The 18,565-nt window shown below is 33.5% G+C and carries 24 protein-coding genes; 10 read left to right on the top strand and 14 right to left on the bottom strand.

The window, feature by feature from the left end:
* Positions 1-2: 2 nt before the first annotated feature.
* From ACQY22_RS07495 to ACQY22_RS07475, 5 genes are all read right to left on the bottom strand, one after another.
* Positions 3-254, bottom strand: a complete 252-nt coding sequence (locus tag ACQY22_RS07495; RefSeq protein ID WP_428324073.1) for an Lrp/AsnC ligand binding domain-containing protein — start codon at positions 252-254, stop codon at positions 3-5.
* Positions 255-691: 437 nt separating this feature from the next.
* Complete coding sequence (locus ACQY22_RS07490; protein WP_428324072.1) at positions 692-1,489, bottom strand: class I SAM-dependent methyltransferase; 798 nt, start codon at positions 1,487-1,489, stop codon at positions 692-694.
* 375 nt (positions 1,490-1,864) lie between these two features.
* Positions 1,865-2,152 (bottom strand): hypothetical protein, encoded by a 288-nt coding sequence (locus ACQY22_RS07485; protein WP_428324071.1) that lies wholly within the window; start codon positions 2,150-2,152, stop codon positions 1,865-1,867.
* A gap of 357 nt (positions 2,153-2,509) precedes the next feature.
* Positions 2,510-2,668, bottom strand: a complete 159-nt coding sequence (locus ACQY22_RS07480; RefSeq protein ID WP_428324070.1) for a hypothetical protein — start codon at positions 2,666-2,668, stop codon at positions 2,510-2,512.
* A 594-nt stretch (positions 2,669-3,262) separates the two neighbouring features.
* Positions 3,263-3,391 (bottom strand): CxxC-x17-CxxC domain-containing protein, encoded by a 129-nt coding sequence (locus tag ACQY22_RS07475; protein ID WP_428324069.1) that lies wholly within the window; start codon positions 3,389-3,391, stop codon positions 3,263-3,265.
* A gap of 297 nt (positions 3,392-3,688) precedes the next feature.
* Here ACQY22_RS07475 and ACQY22_RS07470 point away from each other — a divergent pair, with 297 nt between their 5' ends.
* The 4 genes from ACQY22_RS07470 to ACQY22_RS07455 all read left to right on the top strand — a co-directional run bounded on the left by ACQY22_RS07470 (position 3,689) and on the right by ACQY22_RS07455 (position 6,255).
* Entirely contained in the window at positions 3,689-4,003 is a 315-nt protein-coding gene (locus tag ACQY22_RS07470; protein WP_428324068.1) for a translation initiation factor eIF-1A, read from the top strand.
* Positions 4,004-4,516: 513 nt separating this feature from the next.
* Complete coding sequence (locus ACQY22_RS07465; protein ID WP_428324067.1) at positions 4,517-4,651, top strand: hypothetical protein; 135 nt, start codon at positions 4,517-4,519, stop codon at positions 4,649-4,651.
* 117 nt (positions 4,652-4,768) lie between these two features.
* Complete coding sequence (locus tag ACQY22_RS07460) at positions 4,769-5,680, top strand: transcription initiation factor IIB (RefSeq protein WP_428324066.1); 912 nt, start codon at positions 4,769-4,771, stop codon at positions 5,678-5,680.
* Positions 5,681-5,694: 14 nt separating this feature from the next.
* A complete protein-coding gene (locus tag ACQY22_RS07455; RefSeq protein ID WP_428324065.1) occupies positions 5,695-6,255 on the top strand; it encodes a TATA-box-binding protein in 561 nt (186 codons plus the stop codon).
* Position 6,256: 1 nt separating this feature from the next.
* Here the strand turns inward: ACQY22_RS07455 and ACQY22_RS07450 are convergent, their stop codons facing one another.
* Positions 6,257-6,412: a hypothetical protein gene (locus ACQY22_RS07450; protein ID WP_428324064.1), complete on the bottom strand. Its 156-nt coding sequence runs from the start codon at positions 6,410-6,412 to the stop codon at positions 6,257-6,259.
* A gap of 86 nt (positions 6,413-6,498) precedes the next feature.
* Between ACQY22_RS07450 and ACQY22_RS07445 the strand changes: the two genes are divergently transcribed.
* Positions 6,499-6,648: a hypothetical protein gene (locus ACQY22_RS07445; protein WP_428324063.1), complete on the top strand. Its 150-nt coding sequence runs from the start codon at positions 6,499-6,501 to the stop codon at positions 6,646-6,648.
* A gap of 67 nt (positions 6,649-6,715) precedes the next feature.
* On the opposite strand, the gene ACQY22_RS07440 is transcribed toward ACQY22_RS07445, so the two are convergent.
* The 4 genes from ACQY22_RS07440 to ACQY22_RS07425 form a co-directional block, all read right to left on the bottom strand.
* On the bottom strand, positions 6,716-7,261 hold the full coding sequence (locus ACQY22_RS07440) for a hemerythrin domain-containing protein (protein WP_428324062.1): 546 nt from the start codon (positions 7,259-7,261) through the stop codon (positions 6,716-6,718).
* A 156-nt stretch (positions 7,262-7,417) separates the two neighbouring features.
* The gene (locus tag ACQY22_RS07435) at positions 7,418-8,170 is read right to left on the bottom strand and encodes a DUF726 domain-containing protein (protein WP_428324061.1); all 753 of its coding nucleotides are present in this window, start codon (positions 8,168-8,170) and stop codon (positions 7,418-7,420) included.
* A gap of 1 nt (position 8,171) precedes the next feature.
* Positions 8,172-9,827 carry a methionine--tRNA ligase gene (gene metG / locus ACQY22_RS07430; protein ID WP_428324060.1) on the bottom strand — a complete coding sequence of 552 codons (1,656 nt, stop codon included), beginning with the start codon at positions 9,825-9,827 and terminating at the stop codon, positions 8,172-8,174.
* 37 nt (positions 9,828-9,864) lie between these two features.
* Positions 9,865-11,106, bottom strand: a complete 1,242-nt coding sequence (locus tag ACQY22_RS07425; RefSeq protein ID WP_428324059.1) for an adenosylhomocysteinase — start codon at positions 11,104-11,106, stop codon at positions 9,865-9,867.
* A 73-nt stretch (positions 11,107-11,179) separates the two neighbouring features.
* Here ACQY22_RS07425 and ACQY22_RS07420 point away from each other — a divergent pair, with 73 nt between their 5' ends.
* The 4 genes from ACQY22_RS07420 to ACQY22_RS07405 all read left to right on the top strand — a co-directional run bounded on the left by ACQY22_RS07420 (position 11,180) and on the right by ACQY22_RS07405 (position 14,102).
* Entirely contained in the window at positions 11,180-11,482 is a 303-nt protein-coding gene (locus tag ACQY22_RS07420; RefSeq protein WP_428324058.1) for a Rieske (2Fe-2S) protein, read from the top strand.
* Between the two features lie 46 nt (positions 11,483-11,528).
* On the top strand, positions 11,529-12,320 hold the full coding sequence (locus ACQY22_RS07415; protein WP_428324057.1) for an NAD+ synthase: 792 nt from the start codon (positions 11,529-11,531) through the stop codon (positions 12,318-12,320).
* Positions 12,321-12,322: 2 nt separating this feature from the next.
* Positions 12,323-13,711, top strand: coding sequence for a cysteine--tRNA ligase (cysS, locus tag ACQY22_RS07410; RefSeq protein ID WP_428324056.1), 1,389 nt, complete (start codon positions 12,323-12,325; stop codon positions 13,709-13,711).
* 109 nt (positions 13,712-13,820) lie between these two features.
* Positions 13,821-14,102, top strand: a complete 282-nt coding sequence (locus tag ACQY22_RS07405) for a hypothetical protein (RefSeq protein ID WP_428324055.1) — start codon at positions 13,821-13,823, stop codon at positions 14,100-14,102.
* A 2-nt stretch (positions 14,103-14,104) separates the two neighbouring features.
* Here the strand turns inward: ACQY22_RS07405 and ACQY22_RS07400 are convergent, their stop codons facing one another.
* From ACQY22_RS07400 to ACQY22_RS07390, 3 genes are all read right to left on the bottom strand, one after another.
* Entirely contained in the window at positions 14,105-14,929 is an 825-nt protein-coding gene (locus tag ACQY22_RS07400) for a mechanosensitive ion channel family protein (RefSeq protein WP_428324054.1), read from the bottom strand.
* Complete coding sequence (locus tag ACQY22_RS07395; protein ID WP_428324053.1) at positions 14,929-15,678, bottom strand: DUF432 domain-containing protein; 750 nt, start codon at positions 15,676-15,678, stop codon at positions 14,929-14,931. Before ACQY22_RS07395 ends, ACQY22_RS07400 begins: the two co-directional genes overlap by 1 nt.
* A gap of 101 nt (positions 15,679-15,779) precedes the next feature.
* The gene (locus ACQY22_RS07390) at positions 15,780-16,679 is read right to left on the bottom strand and encodes a peptidase (protein WP_428324052.1); all 900 of its coding nucleotides are present in this window, start codon (positions 16,677-16,679) and stop codon (positions 15,780-15,782) included.
* Between the two features lie 138 nt (positions 16,680-16,817).
* Between ACQY22_RS07390 and ACQY22_RS07385 the strand changes: the two genes are divergently transcribed.
* Complete coding sequence (locus ACQY22_RS07385) at positions 16,818-17,351, top strand: DUF1722 domain-containing protein (protein WP_428324051.1); 534 nt, start codon at positions 16,818-16,820, stop codon at positions 17,349-17,351.
* On the opposite strand, the gene ACQY22_RS07380 is transcribed toward ACQY22_RS07385, so the two are convergent.
* Positions 17,348-18,505 carry a hypothetical protein gene (locus tag ACQY22_RS07380; RefSeq protein ID WP_428324050.1) on the bottom strand — a complete coding sequence of 386 codons (1,158 nt, stop codon included), beginning with the start codon at positions 18,503-18,505 and terminating at the stop codon, positions 17,348-17,350. The genes ACQY22_RS07385 and ACQY22_RS07380 overlap by 4 nt on opposite strands.
* Positions 18,506-18,565 lie beyond the last annotated feature (60 nt).

Raw genomic sequence — 18,565 nt, 5'->3', positions numbered from 1 at the left:
AATTACTCATGATCTATTGTTCCACCTTGACCATATAACACATGCATGGTATAGGTATCCATAACATCAGGATGATTCCGCAGTCTTTTTACAATTTGTTCAACTCCAACAGGATCAGAAGTAGATATTTTTAGAAAAACATCATATTTTCCCCAGACTCCATTGATTTCAGTTATTTCAGAAAGTTCCTTTAGTTCAGAAATTAGACTAGATTCACATCCTGTTTTACAATTGATCAGAATGTATGCTTGCATACAATAATTCTCTTTTAGAGTAGATAAAGATAACGAGAATACAATTTTTGAGAAAAAAATATTCAGACGGTGACTCATTTGAGTAAAAACTATCACCTTTCCACTATAAGACACAGATTTTTTCTAAAGTATTCCTTGATTTCTATAAAAGGGGAAATACTAGAAAAGACCTCCAGATGTATGTCTAATCAGTTATACTGTGAAGTATGTCACAAGCTAAAATTTCCAAGACATGCTAAACAAAGTAAATGCGAGTGTAAAAACTGAAGATGTGTGTTTTGGTCAACGTACAAAAAATAGCAAGAATATTGGAATGATTGTCTAATGTCGATATAATTGAAATTTTTTTTTGCATTTGCCACAGAATCTTTCTTTTGTTTTCTTACTTTCAACACCCAATACAGAACCACATCTGTCGCATTTTTTCTTAATCATTATTATTTCTCAATTTCTAATAGAATATTTTCATCATGCCACGTAATTTTTTCTAAATTCGTGAAATTTTTCTTAATGTTTTGTTGAAATATGGTTAAAGATTCATCAAATGTTTCCTGATCATAAAGAGAAAATGTAGAATAATGGTGATTTTGTGCTTGATGGATCAACCTATCTAGGGTGGAGGTTCTCAAATGTGTGAATGTTTTAGTAGAGCGTATGCTCATACCTGCATTTTGGATATGTTGATCTAATTCACTTAATTCATACAAACGGTCTTCTGTATCTGCAAATATCGGAAAATATTTTCCCCAGATACTTTTACAATTCTGACTTCTCAGTCTGGTGTATACAAATAGACATCCATTATCTTTGAGACATTCTTGAACTTCGGCTAAAAATTTTTGAATCTCAAAGTGATGTATTGCATTAAAGGTTACAATGCAATCCATTGTGTCATTTTCTAAAGGTAGTTTGCTGGCATTTCCAGGTCTAATGCAAAAATTTGTTGTGTTGTTTTCTGTCAAATAATCTTTTAAATTCATAAGCATGTCTTCATTAGAATCTATACAACAAATGTAACATCTATCTTTTAAACATCTTAAAAGTTCCAGCGAATATCTTCCATCTCCACAGCCAACATCAGCTATGTGTATTTCTGATTTTTTTTCAAGGTTATTTTTTATGTATTGTATGTGTTCTGAATCTGTTGTTCTCAAATCTCTATATGTTGAGGCAATCTTTGAGAAATGACTATCGGTCTTTTTTTCAATAAATGCAATTTCTCTTGTTATATTCATCGTTCTAACCCAAAATACACAAACATCACAGACAATCCTAATAATGTAATTACTATCACAATGTTGGATGATTGATCCCGATTCCAAAATTTTGATCTGAACAACTATGAAAACTCCATTTTCAGAATGTCTGAAAAAGTTCTTACAATCTCTATTTGGATCTTATTTTTGTCTAACTCCGAATATGTACAATTACAGACACACGTATGATCATTCATTAATTGAGCCCAGATAGACTCGAGTTTTCGTAACTCTAAATTGAACTGAATTCCAAAAAATCATTCTGTAGTATAAACACTGTTCGCCCCTATAAACCAGCGGTTGATATGAAGTAATTTGTATTTTTAATGAATTTTTAAAAAATCACACTAAAATCTAAATTCCGTTCAAGTTGTCAATGACTCTTCCAAGATCTTGTCGCTCATATCTGAGACTCTTAGTAGTATTACTGTCATGAAGAGTCAACGAAAATTTCTGCAACATGGATTTGTGTTCTTTGGTAATTTCAGATGTCAGAATAGCATCATCCAAAATTTTTGACTGTTGTAAAAGTTTTGTTGTATCTATTTTGCTATCAATACCATTTGCCAAAGAAATTTGATTCGTCAGTTCATTTTTAATTTCATCCAAAATATCAATTAAAGAATTTGATGCAATGGACATATGTTATACTGATTCTTCTAGTTAATTAAGTTACAATAATGCAAAAATATTTTCTTACATAGATTACACTCCAGAATAAAGTTCAAAAAAATTGTGAAGGTTTTTGTTTCCGTATGTGTCTAGTTTGGTTTTACCTACAAACCTATTGACGGCAATAATGATTAGTTCCTATGGTAATAAACACAATGAATGATTGATTTGTGACAAGAGACAAACATAGATTACCAATCATCATAATGCAATACGAATGAATTTGTGACATCTAGTGCACTCATAGATTCCAGAATATCCTGCCAGTTTGACTTTGGCATCATGAGGACAATCATCTTGTGTTATTGTGTTGTATACCAAAATTAGTTATGATTCCTTGTGTTGTACAATCCAATCTTTGACTGCCATATCCGTGCGATGTTCTTGACATCGAACATGGGGACATGGAACCAATCTAGTGCATTCTGTATCTTCACATTTTCTATATGAGCCTGGGATGTTTGTCCCTTTAGGGGAAATAGACATTATGTTAGATCCTGTTTTTCTAAGTTCTTTTTCAAGTGAGTTTTTTCATGTTCACGTACTTTATCAAATGTGTACGAAGTTCCTTCCCAACTAAAATCGCATTCACTGCATCGATATTTCATTTTTTAAGATACCCATAATTACAGTCAAACACACTAGTTTTTCTCATACATTGATCATGAGATTCATCATAGTACGTGTAACAAATTGACATTTACGATGAAACCTTCTTTTGATGAGACTTTTCATGAAGAAATAATTTTTGTATATCTCCTTCAGCTGCATCCCAAGTAAAATTACATTGTTTGCAATGATATGTCATTACTTGTCTGAACTCTTTGATTTCTTTTTTTCAAATTCTTTGGAGGTGTTTACGTCACTAGTGGTTTCAGTTTTGCAAGAACCAAATTTCAGTTTTTCAATTATTTTTTTAAACATACACTAGATAGTTTGTCTGCGATATAAACCGGCGTAATTAGATAAAGATATCAAAAACAACTACAAACACAAACAAAGTAAAAATGAAAAGGGGTTTTGAGAAGTATCTAAATAATTTAGTTTAAAATTAATCAAACGAAACTAATCTAAAATTTTCTACTTTCTGTGTTTTGGTAAGCATTCTTTACAATAGACAGGTCTATCTGTTTTTGGTTCAAAAGGAACCTCAGAATCTTTTCCACAATCAGCACATGTACATGGGTACATTTTTCTTTCTTCTGACATAGTTTCGATGGATTTCTTATCTATAAGAACCGTCGTATTTATTGTAAAATAACAATAATGCCACATGTTCTCATAATAGAAGAAAAGAAGAGTCCATGAAAAATAAAAAATGTAAGTACAATACATCCTATCAGAAATTTAGATTTTATGGCAGTTTTGTAAGACTAGAACATAGTTTGAGATAGTTGAAGATGAGAAATATACACTCACAGTTACTATGCTAATTCTATTTTAAAGAATTCAGAAGGAATGTTGTGCAATACCAACGTTAATAGCATTAACAATTTGTGAAATGCGTTGGGAAAACGTCAAGTAAAAAATGAAAAGGCACTAAAAGAAATCAAACTTCCTGAAACGGATGAAGAGATGTTTGGCAGAGTTATCAAAATGATGGGAGGAGAAAATCTCATGGTAAAATGTCAAGATAAAATTGTAAGAGTAGGTAGAATTAGAGGCAAATTAAAGAGAAGAGTTTGGATCAGAGACAATGATGTAGTAATAATTGCACCTTGGGAATTTGGAAAGGTGGCAAAAGGCGACATACTTTGGAGATACACATTACCACAAGTGGAATGGTTAAAGCAAAACAAACACATTCCATTAGATTTTTAGATTCAAAATTGTAAAAGTTTGAGCCATTAATGGGCATTAGTAGTATTAATTACACATAATGAAAAGATTATTGATTTTGATATAGTTAGGATTTCCTTTTACAATTATCACAAATTTCATTTATTTTCCTACTTCTTTTGCACAAGTTGATGAGCAGGTAGAATCATCTGTTAAACTTTCATATTCTCGTCCACAGTGAACACATTTTCTAAAAGACATCTTTTCTTTACACATTCATACTATAAAAGAAGACGAAATTTTTGAAACAATTTCATAATCGAGGTTAAACATAAAAAAAATCATCATAGAGGGAGTTATTAATAGACACTTTATCTAGTAAGTATGGTTGATGTGGTAATTTGCTCAAATTGTGGTTTATCATATTCTACTCAAGAGAATGATTCATGCACACATTGCAATTTTACCCTTAAAATAGACCAAACCTGATCATATTCGTAAAAAATTATGAATTATTTGGTTTTTGCTTAAATAGAAACAATTGCATAATAAAATATGGTTCAATTACACATTTCAAATGAAACAAAGCGAAGAATGGAAAATATTGTTGGAATTACTAACACAAGGGATGGAGACTATTTTGTAAATAGTTTAATCGATATTCTAGAAAAAAAGAATAGACAAAGATAGTGTGGTTAGATACAAAAAATTAGTATAACTTCTAATTATTTTGACAATTGTTAGAGAAAAGATATGAAATACGCCCCTTCTTATAGGAAACAAACTATTCAATAACGGAATGATTTTTTGGTTTTAGAGATTATCAATGCAGATAGTATTTGCAAACGTTGTGGAAAAAATTCCATGTTGACTGATAATGATACTGGGGAAAGATTTTGCGGCAAATGTGGTTATGTTATTTCTGAAGAATTACAAGATTCAGGACCAGAGTGGAGATCTTTTTCAAAAGAAGGAGGCACAGACCCAACTAGAACAGGGCCTCCAACATCACTTGCCATGCACGATAGAGGGCTTGCCACAATCATTAGTTCAAGCAATAGAGATTCTTCAGGAAAGCCTCTATCATCATCTATGAAAAGCACCATCGAAAGACTGAGAACATGGGATAGCAGAAGCAAGGTTAACGCATCAGCAGATAGGAATCTCAGACAGGCATTAACTGGATTGGCGATGTTAAAAGACAAACTTTCACTTTCTGATTCAGTAATTGAAAAGGCAGCATATCTGTATAGAAAGGCATTAGAAAAGGGACTCGTTAGAGGCCGTTCAATTACAGGAATAATTGCCGCATCTCTTTATGCAGCATGCAGAGATACGGAAACACCAAGAAATCTAAAAGATGTTGCAGAAGCTGCAAATGTCAACAAAAAAGATATTTCAAGATGTTATAGAATACTACACAAAGAATTGGAACTGAAAATGCCAGTAGTTGATCCAGTACAATGTATTGCAAGAATTGCAAGCAAGCTTAGAATTACAGAAAAGTCAAAACGTTATGCATGCAAAATCCTACAAACAGCACAAGAACATGATGGGTTAGCTGGAAAAGATCCAATGGGACTTGCTGCGGCTGCGTTATACATGTCATGTGTGATACATTGTGAAGATAGAACCCAAAGAGATGTTGCAGAAGCTGCAAATGTTACTGAAGTAACAATCAGGAATCGATACAAGGGTTTAAGGACAAATCAAGATTAAGAAATAAGAGAGTCATGACACAAACCAAACCAATAATTGAAATAGTTAACGTAGTTGCATCTGCAACAATAGAGCAAAGATTAGATCTTTTAGACATAGAAAAAAAATTTCCAGGAGTAGAATATCATCCAGAGCAATTTCCAGGGGCAGTTTTTAGACTTCAGGAGCCAAAGACTGCCACATTACTCTTTGGTTCAGGAAAGATGGTAAACACTGGAGGCAAATCAGAAGAGATGTCAGTTAAGGCAGTAAACAAAGTTGTTCAGAAATTAAGAAAGGGTAAGATCAAAATAAAAAACAAACCAATAGTTACAATTCAAAATATTGTATCCTCAATTAATCTAGGAGGTAAAGTTAACTTGGAACAAGCAGCTCGTACCCTTCCCAGAAGTATGTATGAGCCAGAGCAATTTCCAGGATTGATTCATAGGATGCTTGATCCAAAAACAGTGATTCTAATTTTTTCATCAGGAAAATTAGTCTGTGTGGGTGCTAAGCTTGAAGCAGAGATACATCGTTCTGTTAATCAAATTCATAGTTTACTAGAAGAAAAAAATTTGATGATATACGATTGAGTTACTCTTTATAGTGAACCAAAAGTGAATCGCCCATAACAGGCATAACAGCAATTATGTTTTCACCTTTTTCAGATAAGAACTCATTTACTACATCTTGAAGATATACACCTTGAGACAAAGTCTTTGTTTCAAAATAACGAATTTTATGAACCATGGTTGATAGTAAATGTATTAACAAGTCTATTATACTTTGAAGATAAAATCGTGATTTTCCTAAATACTAGTCTGATGGACAATAGTATGAACTGTAATAAAAAAAGCGAAGCACATGTTTGGAGATATTCCAAACATAACAAGATGCGAAGATGTCTAAAATGCAAATCTAGATTACCAATTTCTGAAAAAGAATATCATCTCAGATGGGGCATGCATGAAAAAAAGACAAAATAAAATCAAGCATCATAGAGCTTGAGCCGTTTTTGAACCCAAAAAGGCCTGAACTTTTTACATAATTAGCCTAATTAGCCAAATACCAAGATCGTGTTTCTAACCAATCCAACTCTTTGATCATATCATCAACTTTTTTGACAGTTGTAGAGACGGACTTGTATTGTTCATACATTTCCATCTCTTCTTCTTTAGACAATACTCGTTCCTCAACCTCATCAAAGAATTTGTTTTCTTTATTCAGATGATCAAAAAGGTAAACAGAATAAACCTTCAAGAATCTGGCAACGGACTCTCTTGTATCTTCACCATTTCGCCATCGTTTCATATAATCTGCAATTTGTCTGGCACTCTTACGACCAAACTCATGTTCTACCACAAGCATGTGAATTTTGTCTTTTAGAGTATCATAACTTGCTACACATGGAAAATATGCATCTTCTTCACGCCCATAATGTATTGCATCAATGAATTCAGATATGATTACCGTGATTTTGTCAATGTCAGAGAAAGGTACATCAATTCCTTTTAGTAATTCTTCAGAACATCTAAGAGTAATTTTTTCTAAACGTCTAATTTGATCATGTTCAAAACGAAGTAGATCAGTAGCACTCATCAATACTGATGAAATTATAATTTACTTAAAAGATCTGAATCCCTAGAGACCTGAACCTTTTTTGTAATTAGAAAAAGATTAGATTCAACCACCATTTTGGGGCCAAAATGAGACGCAGATTAATTTAGAAACGTAAATGAGTGATAAGATCAAATGCTATGGGAATGTATTCAGTACAGCAGCATAACTTGCAAATCTATGGTTTTTTGGTTTGACTAGTTTCTGATGATATTTTTTGATAGGCTCTCCAATTGCACCATTAAGACCCAAAGGTCCCAAAACATACTTTTTGTCATCAGCCCAACTAAGAACTTCATCAGAAGGCGCATAGTGATTTAGGATTTTTTTATTAACAATAGTTTGAAGTGGCTTGGCATATTTTTTTGAAGATGGAACGTCTTCAGTTATTGATGCTCCAAAGAAATAGACACCTTCTAGAATTCCAGAATTTTGTTTCTTTTTTGCAAGATATTCAATCGTACTAAGAATTACTTGAGAACCTAAGGAATGTCCCATTAATCGTATCTTTGTTTTTGGGCTAGATTCTTTAAAATCTTCAATGAATTTTCCTAGATTTCGTCCATTCTTTTTTGCAATACTTTGCCCCACAGCCAAAGCATGTTTTGCATGTTTGATTAAATGTGCACCAGTGGTGTTTGAGTCATAGCTAAATCCAATTACTGGGTGAGAGTATCCTAATTTGCGCAATCTGTTACGTGCCAAAACTGCTTTTGCAATAGCACCAGCATTATCATTTCTCAGACCATGAATCATAATGGTTAATTCTTTAGAGTCGATTAATTTTTGAAAATCTTTTTTTGGATAAAGATAATAGTTGTTTTTCTTTAGAGTTTTACCAGTTTTCAGATCATAATATCCTCGAGTTGAAATTCTGGGAACAGGTTTCATTTTATTCTGAAGGTCCCAGTTGTTTTTTGTATTTTTCAATGTCTGTAGGTTCAACTCTGACAAACAATGGAGATGCATCACCAAGGGCATGACCTGAAGACACCCCTAAAACAGACATGTCATTCCAGTTTTGTTCATTAATTTTGCCATCTAATGCAAGTTGAGTCCAAATATTCTGGGCAGATTTTGGGATAAATGGAAATGCTGCAATTGCCAAACTTCTAACGGCATTAACTGCAAGATAGACACAACTTGCAGTACCAGGGCCTTTCTTCCAAGGTTCTTTGTGCTGAAAATATTGGTTAAAGTAAGATGAGAACTCCATAATCTTCTTTAGTGCTCTATCAAGATGATTTTGTTCCATTAGAATGCCAACATCAGATGCAAGAGATTTGATTTTTTGTTCTGCTTCAGAATCTTTTTCATCAAAGTCTTTAGGTTCTGGAATTTTTCCATCAAATGCTTTTTTTGTGAATCCTAATGCACGATTAACAAAGTTTCCAAGGTTTCCAATTAATTCAGAATTTATTCTAGTTGTAAAGTCATCCCAATCAAAGTTCAAGTCATCTTGAGAATAAGGGTTGATTGACACAAGATAAAATCTCAGATAATCTGCAGGATAGTATTCTAAGAATTCTTTAAGACCAATGTACCAATTTCTGCTCTTTGAGATTTTTTTTGCTTGAAGTGTTAGATGCCCTCTTGTTGGGATATAATCAGGCAGTTTGTATTCACTATCAATTCCTAATCTCATTGCAGGTAAAAACAGATAGTGATGATATACAATGTCTTTACCAATAAAATGATAAATGTCAGCAGAATTCCAGAATTCTTTTCCATCAATGCCTTTGTCATTTAAGAATTTTAGAGCAGTTGAGATGTATGCCAAATGGTTATCAAACCAACCATAGAATACCTTTTCTTTTGCACCATCAAGTGGGACAGGAACACCCCAAGTAATGTCTCTAGTAATATCCCAATCAATCAAACCAGATTTTATCCAATTTTGTACGTATTTTTTTACATCTTTTTGCAGATGTTCATTTTCATCTAGCCATTTTGAGAGAGGTTCTCCAAAGTTTTTGAGTTTGAAGAAATAGTGTGTTGTTTTTTCTTTTGTTGGGGGTTGACCACATAAGGAACATTTTGGATCAGTGATTTCCTCAGGAACCCTACCGCAACTTTCACAAAGATCAGAATATTGGTCTTCAGCTTTACAGTATGGACAAATGCCTTTCACATATCTATCAGGGAGGAATTTTTTATCATTATTACAATAGAATTGAATTATCTCTTGTTCGTATATGTGGCCTGCATCATTGAGTTTTTTGAATACATCTTGAACAAATTCAATATTTTCAGGAGAACTAGTCTTGTAAAAATAATCAAAATCAATGTCAAATGAGCTAAAATCCTCATAATCACGTTTATTCCAATGAGCAACATATTCTGTAGGAGTCTTTCCTTCTTTTTCAGATTGAATCAAAATAGGAGTTCCAAAATCATCAGACGCACATACGTAATAGGCCTCAACTCCGTTTTGTTTTAGAAATCTAGTGGTCACATCTGCAGGCAGATAAGTAGATGCAACATGACCTAAGTGAATCTCACCGTTTGCATAAGGTAATGCACTAGTAATGATAGCTTTTTTGTTCATCAGATATTGTCAAAAGCAGTGTTGGGGTTAAGAAGTTTTACCAGCTGTTTGCGTATTTTACTTGCTCAGGAGTAAGTTTGTCAATTTTTACATCCATTGCCTTTAGTGCATCAACTGCCACTTGAGTATCAATCTCTTGAGGAACATTGATAATTTTGTTTTCCATCTTTTTGTGATTTTTGAGAATATACATTACAGATAGAATCTGATTTGAAAATGATTGTGCCATTACTTCTGGAGGATGTCCTTCTGCTGCAACCAAGTTTGCAAGACGTCCTTGTCCAATTAGATAGACCTTCTTTCCATTTTTGAGTACACATTCATCAAGTGCATGTCTTACTTCTTTGACGGATTTTGATTTCTTTAGTAAAAATTCACTGTCAATTTCAACATCAAAGTGACCAACATTTCCCATGATTGCACCATCTTTCATCTTTAAGATGTGTTCTTTTCTAATTACGCTAGTCATTCCAGTACAAGTGATAAAGATGTCACCTAACTTTGCAGCTTGTACCATTGGCATTACTTCAAAGCCATCCATGTGAGCTTCAAGAGCTTTAACTGGATCAATTTCAGTCACAATTACTTTGGAACCCATTCCGTGACATCTTGATGCAACACCACGTCCAACCCAGCCATAACCTACAACTACAACACGTTTAGATGCCATAAGCAAGTTCATTGCACGAAGATAACCATCAATTGTACTTTGACCAGTACCATATCTGTTATCAAACATGTGTTTTGTGTATGCTTCATTTACTAAGATTACAGGGTATCGTAATTTTCCTTGATTCTCAACTGCTCTAATTCTAGTCACACCAGCAGTTGTCTCCTCAGTTGCACCCAAAATTTTCATGTTCTTAAATCGTTTATCAAAGTGAGCCTTGACGTTCATGTCTGCACCATCATCAGTGAGAATTGTTGGTTTGTGTTTTAGCACTTGATCAATACACCAATCATATTCTTTTACGGATTGACCATGCCATGCATAGACATGAATTCCTTGAGATGCCAAAAATGCTGCAATATTATCTTGTGTAGTTAATGGATTACCACCACAACATGCCACATTTGCACCAAGTTCTTTTGCACCCATTAGCAAGACAGATGTCTCTTTTGTGATATGGAGACAGAATCCAAGGGTAATTCCTTTGAGAGGTTTTGATTTTTTAAATCGATTAATGGTATTATCTAAAATTTGCATATGAGATCTTGCCCATTCATAAGATAGTTTTCCTTCTTTGATCAGTTTTGAACTGGACTTTACTTTGCTCACAAACAACCCCTCGTTCCCAGATATAAAATCCTATCATGCGAATGTAAATAAATGACAAAATTAACAAAAACTCATGGCGTGGAAGAAGATTGCTGAAAAAGGAGACATTGATGCAGGCAAAGGCAAGGCCTTTGAGATTGATGGGAAGCAGATTGCAATTTTTAATCAAGATGGATATCATGCAATAGACGATCTATGTGTTCATCAAGACGGTTCAATTGCACCAGGCAAACTTGATGGAGACATTGTTGAATGCCCACTGCACTTTTGGCATTATAATATCAAGACAGGGGAGTTGACAGATTATCTCAAAGATGTGAAATTGGAAACATATCCTGTAGAGACAAGAGACGATGGCATCTACGTAGATGTTTAGAAATTTTTAGGCACAATTTTTATTCTCAGATTTTGCAAACCATTCATTGAATCAAGAAATTATAGATGAGATAAAAAATCAAGATTACCCTTCCATTACAAGTACAATTGAAAATTTTCTAGAAGAGCAAATGGAGAAAAATCACTCAGAAGGTCTCATACTAGGATTAAGTGGAGGAATAGATTCTGCGGTACTAGCATACATTTGCAAAAGAAAATTCCCAGATAAAACAATAGGAATAGTAATGCCAGATACTGCAATCACACCAAAAACAGAAACAGAAGATGCATTAAAGATGGTATCACTAACAGGAATTCAATACAAGTTAATCGACATCAACCCAATAGTTAACGAGTATTCCATGTACTTGGAGCCAAATGAAAGAGCAAAAGGAAATCTTCGGGCCAGAGTTAGAACAAACATTTTGTATTATTATGCTAATGCCAAAAATTACCTAGTATTAGGATCAAGTGATAAAAGTGAACATTTGATTGGATATTTTACAAAATTTGGAGATGGCGCATCAGACATCACACCAATTGTATCATTGTATAAACTTCAAGTAAGAGAGATTGCAAAATACTTGGGCGTTCCAGAAAATGTGATTTCAAAAAAGAGTAGCCCTCATTTGTGGAAAGACCATGAAGCAGAAAACGAACTTGGGATATCCTATGAAGAAATAGATTCCATTCTTTATTGTCTATTTGAGAAAAAACTCTCAGTAGAAGAAACACAAAAACTAACAGAGATTGAGATATCAACAATAGAGAAAATTCAAGAATTAAACAAAAACAGTGAACATAAAAGATTGCCAGCACAAAAGCCAGATAGAGAATAGAGATGAAACTACAAGATACGCTATCAAATGCTGAGCAAGAATTAGACGTATCAAAAAAAGTGAAAATTTACCTATGCGGAGTTACAGTATATGATGAATCCCATATTGGGCATGCAAGGACAATCATAGTCTTTGATGTACTTCGAAAATATCTAGAAAGCAAAGGGATAGAGATAGAATTTATTCAGAATTTTACTGATGTGGATGATAAGATAATCAATAGAGCTAAGACAGAAAGCACCACTGCTGAGACAATTAGTACAAAATACATTGAAAATTACTTTAAAGATTTTGATGGACTAAATGTTAAACACGCAACAAACTATCCAAAGGCAACAGAACATATCGATGACATCATCAAGTTTATTGAAAAACTAATTGAAAAAGAAATTGCATATGTATCAAAGAACGGAGTGTATTTTGCAGTATCAAAATTTCCAGAATATGGAAAATTATCAAAAAAGAAGATTGATGAATTAGAATCAGGTGCAAGAATTGAAGTTGATGAAGCAAAAAATAATCCTCTAGACTTTGCAGTATGGAAATTCTCCGATGTCGAACCTGTTTGGGATAGTCCATGGGGAAAAGGAAGGCCTGGATGGCATATTGAATGTTCAGCAATGAGTACAAAGTATTTAGGAGAAAATTTTGATATTCATGGGGGAGGAAGAGACCTGATATTTCCTCATCATGAAAATGAGATTGCCCAATCTGAGTCATTTACAGGTAATCAATTTGCAAAGATCTGGATGCATGTAGGAATGGTCACCATTGATGGTGAAAAGATGTCAAAATCTATTGGGAACATAAAATCAATTAAGCATGTTTTAGAAAATTGGGGACCAAACATCATCAGACTATTCTGTTTGTCAGGACATTATTCAAAACCAATTGACTATTCTGAAGAATTACTAAAAGAGAATCTAACTAAATGGAGACAAGCTGAAACTTGCTACTATGAGTTAATTCATGCAAATAGTGAAAATAGTGAAAATGTAGGTTCTACGGTACAAAAATTAGGCTCAGAATTTGATAAAGCGCTTGAAGATGACTTTAACACTCATCTTGCATTATCAGCATTTTTCCAACTAGTCAAAGAGGCAAACAGATTAGCTGCTGAAGAAAAGTTAGGAAAAGAAGATGCCGAAATTATCAAGACAGAGTTGCAAAGAATGTTGAAAGTTTTGGGACTAGACATTCCCGAGATGACTCAAGACATGAAACAAGAAATTGACACTATGATTGAAAACAGAGAGAAATTAAGACAAGAAAAACAATTTCAAGAAGCAGACCAAATTCGTGACAAACTCAATGAAATGAATATTGAATTAATTGATCATAAAGGAAAAACAATCTGGATGAAAAAAGAAAATATCAAAGCTGAAAAATAAAAAAGCTTTAGCTAATTTTAAAAAATTTGCGCACAAAAAAATTAGTTCAATCTAATTAGTTTCATCTAATTTTCACGGGGTTTAATAGAATTAAAAACTAAATTAATCTATGAATGCATGGAATAAATTTTGGAAATGGTATGAAAATAAAATACTTGGAAGTATAATTGTAATTGCGATTATTCAATTCATTCAAGTTCCCCACATGGTATGGAATGCAGATATCATGCTAGAAGCAGGACTTGTTTCAAGAGTTCATCCAGTAATTGATTGGTTTTTGTACGGAGTAGACTTGATTGAAATTATTTCAATCATAAATGTTGGAATGATAATGTACAGTCTACTTAAGAAAAGACAATCTAAAAAGAAACTTGCTGCAAAAGCAGCATAACCCTAATCTTTTGCTTCCCAAATAACACGTTGAGGGAATGGAATTTCTATTCCAGCCTTGTCTAAAGCACGTTTTACGGTAGTAAGTAAGATGGGTTGAGCTTGACTCCAATCATCTTTAGGATGCCATACCAAAACTTGGATATTTACGCTTGAATCACCCAATTCTTCGACTCGAAATTCAGGTTCAGGAACTAGTAAAATAAAAGGCATAGTAAGTTTGATCTCTTTTTTGATAGCAGAAATTGCACCTTCAATGTCATCCTTGTAAGATATACCAACCATAACATCAGCTCGTCTAACAGTGGAAACAGTTAGGGAGCGAATGTTGGATGTGAAGAATTTTTCATTTGGAATTCTAATTACAGTTCCATCAAATTTTCGTACACGACTAGAAAAAGTTCCAATATCTAACAAAGTTCCTGAAATAGACATGTCAGGAATTTGAATTGTGTCACCTTGTTTTGCAGGTTTTTCTAGCATTAAGAAAATACCTGAAATTAAATTTGAAACTACTGATTGTGTTGCAAATCCAATAACTACTGCAAATATTCCTCCTGCAACAAGCAAGCCAGATAAATCAATTCCTTGACTTGACGTAAACGCAAGAAATGAAATTATTATAATTCCAAAATAGATTAATTTGCTAAGATTTTGTGCAGTGTCTTTTGGTAGTGTTGGCGCATAATACTTGTAAAATAATACCTTTACAACTTTTGCAATAATAATACCAACTGCCATAATTATTCCACCAATTAACAATGAGAGAACAGTTAGGGTACCAACAATCTCCATATCAGAAAGATTTTGTAAAAATTCTACTGGCATTATTCTAATCCCATCTCCATACTTGTACTAACAGTTGTGTCTTCCCATGTAGGAGACTTTGTCCAATCAGTTGAAACAGGGGTTGTTTTTACATCAGCGATACTAACAACAGCTCGTTTTTTCATAGTAACTGTAATACCATCAATTATTGCTTTAGAATTTTCATAGTATAACGAATTATCAGTTATAGGAAAAATTACTTTACTAACAGTTTGACCAGAATCCAAGGTATTTTCAATTACAATCTTCATGACACCTTCAATGTATGGAATAGAGTCACTGTAATCAGAAGCCAATGAAACATGAGCATATTTGCAAAGAGTTCCGGTATCAGGAGGCCCATAAAGGCCAAATCGAGAATTTAACGGGTTACAGGTAATCCAATCAAGTGAATCATGATGAGAGTTATGGACTAGAAAAATTCCAATTTCGATAGGACAATGAACAAAAACGCTAGCAGCAGAATTCTCACTTAGATAGATTTCCTTATCAAATTTCAAAAAAACATAACCAGTTCTTCTAGCTGGATGGTTAAGAGGTCTTATTGGCGCCACTTCTATTTTGATGTCATTTGATTTTGCAGGGACCATCTTTTCAACAACATTTCCTTCAGAGTCTTTTCTAAAATACGAAAATGCTTTTTCTCCAATTCGTTCAATTTTGATCTCAGTGTTTGGAAATGAGATCTCAAGAGAATCATTTACATCATACAGACCATAATTTGAGAATGAATTTTCAGTATCGCTCATTAGTTCATTTTTTTACTTGAAATCTAGAATTTATGCTCTCTTATTTGAAGAGATCAAGAAACCTGTTTTAAAATTTTAGAAAAAATAAGAAAATGTGGGAATTACTCTATGTTTAGAGGAATACTTGCACTACCAAAGTCTTCACTGATTCTAAAGACATAGTCTTTTGAAGAATCATATTCAAACTCGGTTCCACCATATCCGATGTTTGGGCCAAAGAGAATGTTGAACTCTCGGGCATCACCAGGATTTAGCACAATTTGCCCACTGGTAAAGTCCATGCCAGAGTACTTGAAGGCCTTTGAGCCATCCCATACATCATATGCACATATTTGCGGACTAGTACAGTTTAGAGCAGCAATTTCAGAACTGGTGTTCTCAGCAAGCATTCTAACAGACAACAAAGGTTGTCCAGTAGCAGTAATCTCAAACTCATTTCCTTCAGAACCAGGTCCAGTCCAATAATAGGTGATTGGTCCTAAGTCAAATTTTTGAGCATCAGATTTGTATTCATGTATTTGAATTGCTTGTTTGAGAGGTTTTTCACAGTCAAGTCTTTTGTAGGCTTTGGTAATCTCAGAACATTGTTCTAATTCAGCTTCTAATGTTGCTAATTTTGAATCAGTGTTTTTTGGTTCATCAGACACCATTGGTTGTTCTGAAGGTACAGAGACAGAAAGTAATCCAAATTGAATCAAATGTTGTACACCATTAACAAATTCACCATCAGAGATTGTTCCATCTGCCCACCAACCAGCATTGTTCTTAACCCAAGATGGTACGTTTTCTGCGGTTTCAGAAGATACAGTAGTGGTAGGAACTGTAATGATCCCATCAGAAATTAAAAATGAAATTCCTGTAAGAAATTCAGACTCAGATATGACTCCATCTGCCCACCAACCAGCATTATTTTTAACCCAATCTGGAACCTCTGCATATGCAGATGATGCAGTTGTTGCAACCAGTAAAATTGCGGCCATTGCAGTTATTGCAGTTTTCATTAATGCATTTTTGCGCTCATTGTATATAAGCTAGTGCTAAATTATTTTTCTAGTGCTAAATATTTAGAGATAAAATACTAGTGGTAATTACATTTTGAGTCGTTCTTCTTTAAATGTAAACAAAATTGATCTTTGAGAGTGAGTAAAAAACAAGAAATAACAAACACTTCAAAACTATCAGAACAAGATATCAAAGAGTATGTCTTAGAACGATTCAAAGACATAAAACAAGGAAAAATAAAAAATCTTGTTTCATTTCAAGCCATGAACAAATACATGATCATGGCACATAATCAAGATGAATTAAAAAATTTAGGAAATATTGTTGCCAGTTACAAAAAAATCTCACTGTTAGACACAATATCAGAATATGAAAAACATCTAAAAATTGCATTAGAAAAATCACCAACTATCAAATCACATTCAAATGTGATAATGCATATTTTTGGTTTTTTTTCAAAAAAATTTACTCAACCAGAAAAAGAACAATTTTTCAAATTACTAAATGATTACAAAGAAGATAAAATAACAATTGGTAAAATTTTATCTGAAATAAATCCGATAATTTATCGATTCAATAACACATATCTTGCAAGTCAAACATATTTTCTTCTATATTCAGATCCTCATCATGGGAACTTGTTTCAGATGCTAGCACAAAAACAATCTTAGAAAAAATCTGAAAGTGTTTTTTGTCTCATTAATTTAGAGATATTTCCATGAGAAAGCCATTCAGATTTACTAATACTCATTTTTTCTGATGCTAAATTCAAAGCATGATCAAAGTTATTTGCAATAATTGGTGCTTGTTTCATTGCTTCTCGTATTCCCTCCCTGACCTGCCACACACCCACGGGTATTGCATATTCAGGTCGAATTTCCCTTAAAATAACGACTCCTGATTGAATTTTTTTCTTATTCAAATATTCTAATACGCCTAATTTTGCAGCAAAATAGGCGCCTGCTATTGCAGGAGGATGATCAATGCCCCTAGCATCTTCATAATCAGAACCAACCCCAAGAACTCCATTAGAATACCAAGCCTCAACCATTTCGTATATCCATCTGTGCGGAAATAAAACAACAGAAAAATGATTTCCTAAATGTGTGTATGAAAAAACCCTACAAGAATCAATCATACCATAATCCAATACTTCAGCAACGAGTGATTTTGAAATAATATCATCAGTTGCAGTGATACTCCATTTAGTTGGAACAAGTTTTCGTTTTTGACCAAGCATTCCAATACTGAAGCACTTTTGGATTTTTGAAATATCAATTCCAGAATTATACAAATTCAAAACTGCATCTTGTGCCTTCAAATCTTTGTCATAAAATGCTCGTTCAATTGATTTTACAGAAGATGTTCCAGAAAATTTTGCAGATTTAATTTCACCAACGGGTCCAAATGGTGCACTTTCTCCATCTAGTGAAATATTTGAAGAGACAGATTTTTGAAAAATCAAATCAGAGTCAATAGGTTTTGAAGACATTGTGACTTCCTGAAGATTTTCAATATACCGCCCATCAGTTTTATCAATGGATAGTTTTTGAGTACCACGAACTAAATTCAATCTAAAGTTTACAATTTCCTCTAAAGATTTTCCTTTCCATCTTTCAGGACTGTCAAGTAAACTTGTATCGCCATGGACTGGCGGAACCATTGGACCAACAAAGACTTTAGGATAATTGTATGAACCAACAAAAACAGATGGAGGGCTAGTTCCACTAATTGAATCAGATGAAAACAAATTCCCATATTTTGATAATGTTTCATGCCATTTTGTCAAAATTGAACGACGAATATCTTGAGAGTCAGAAGACATTGAAATTCATGCCTGATTTGTGCCTAATAACTTGACTAATCGTTGAAATTGACGAGAGGT

Origin of the sequence: Candidatus Nitrosopumilus sp. (assembly GCF_965263415.1) — an archaeon.
Classification (GTDB): Archaea; Thermoproteota; Nitrososphaeria; order Nitrososphaerales; family Nitrosopumilaceae; genus Nitrosopumilus.
This window is presented reverse-complemented; position numbering and strand designations above follow the sequence as displayed.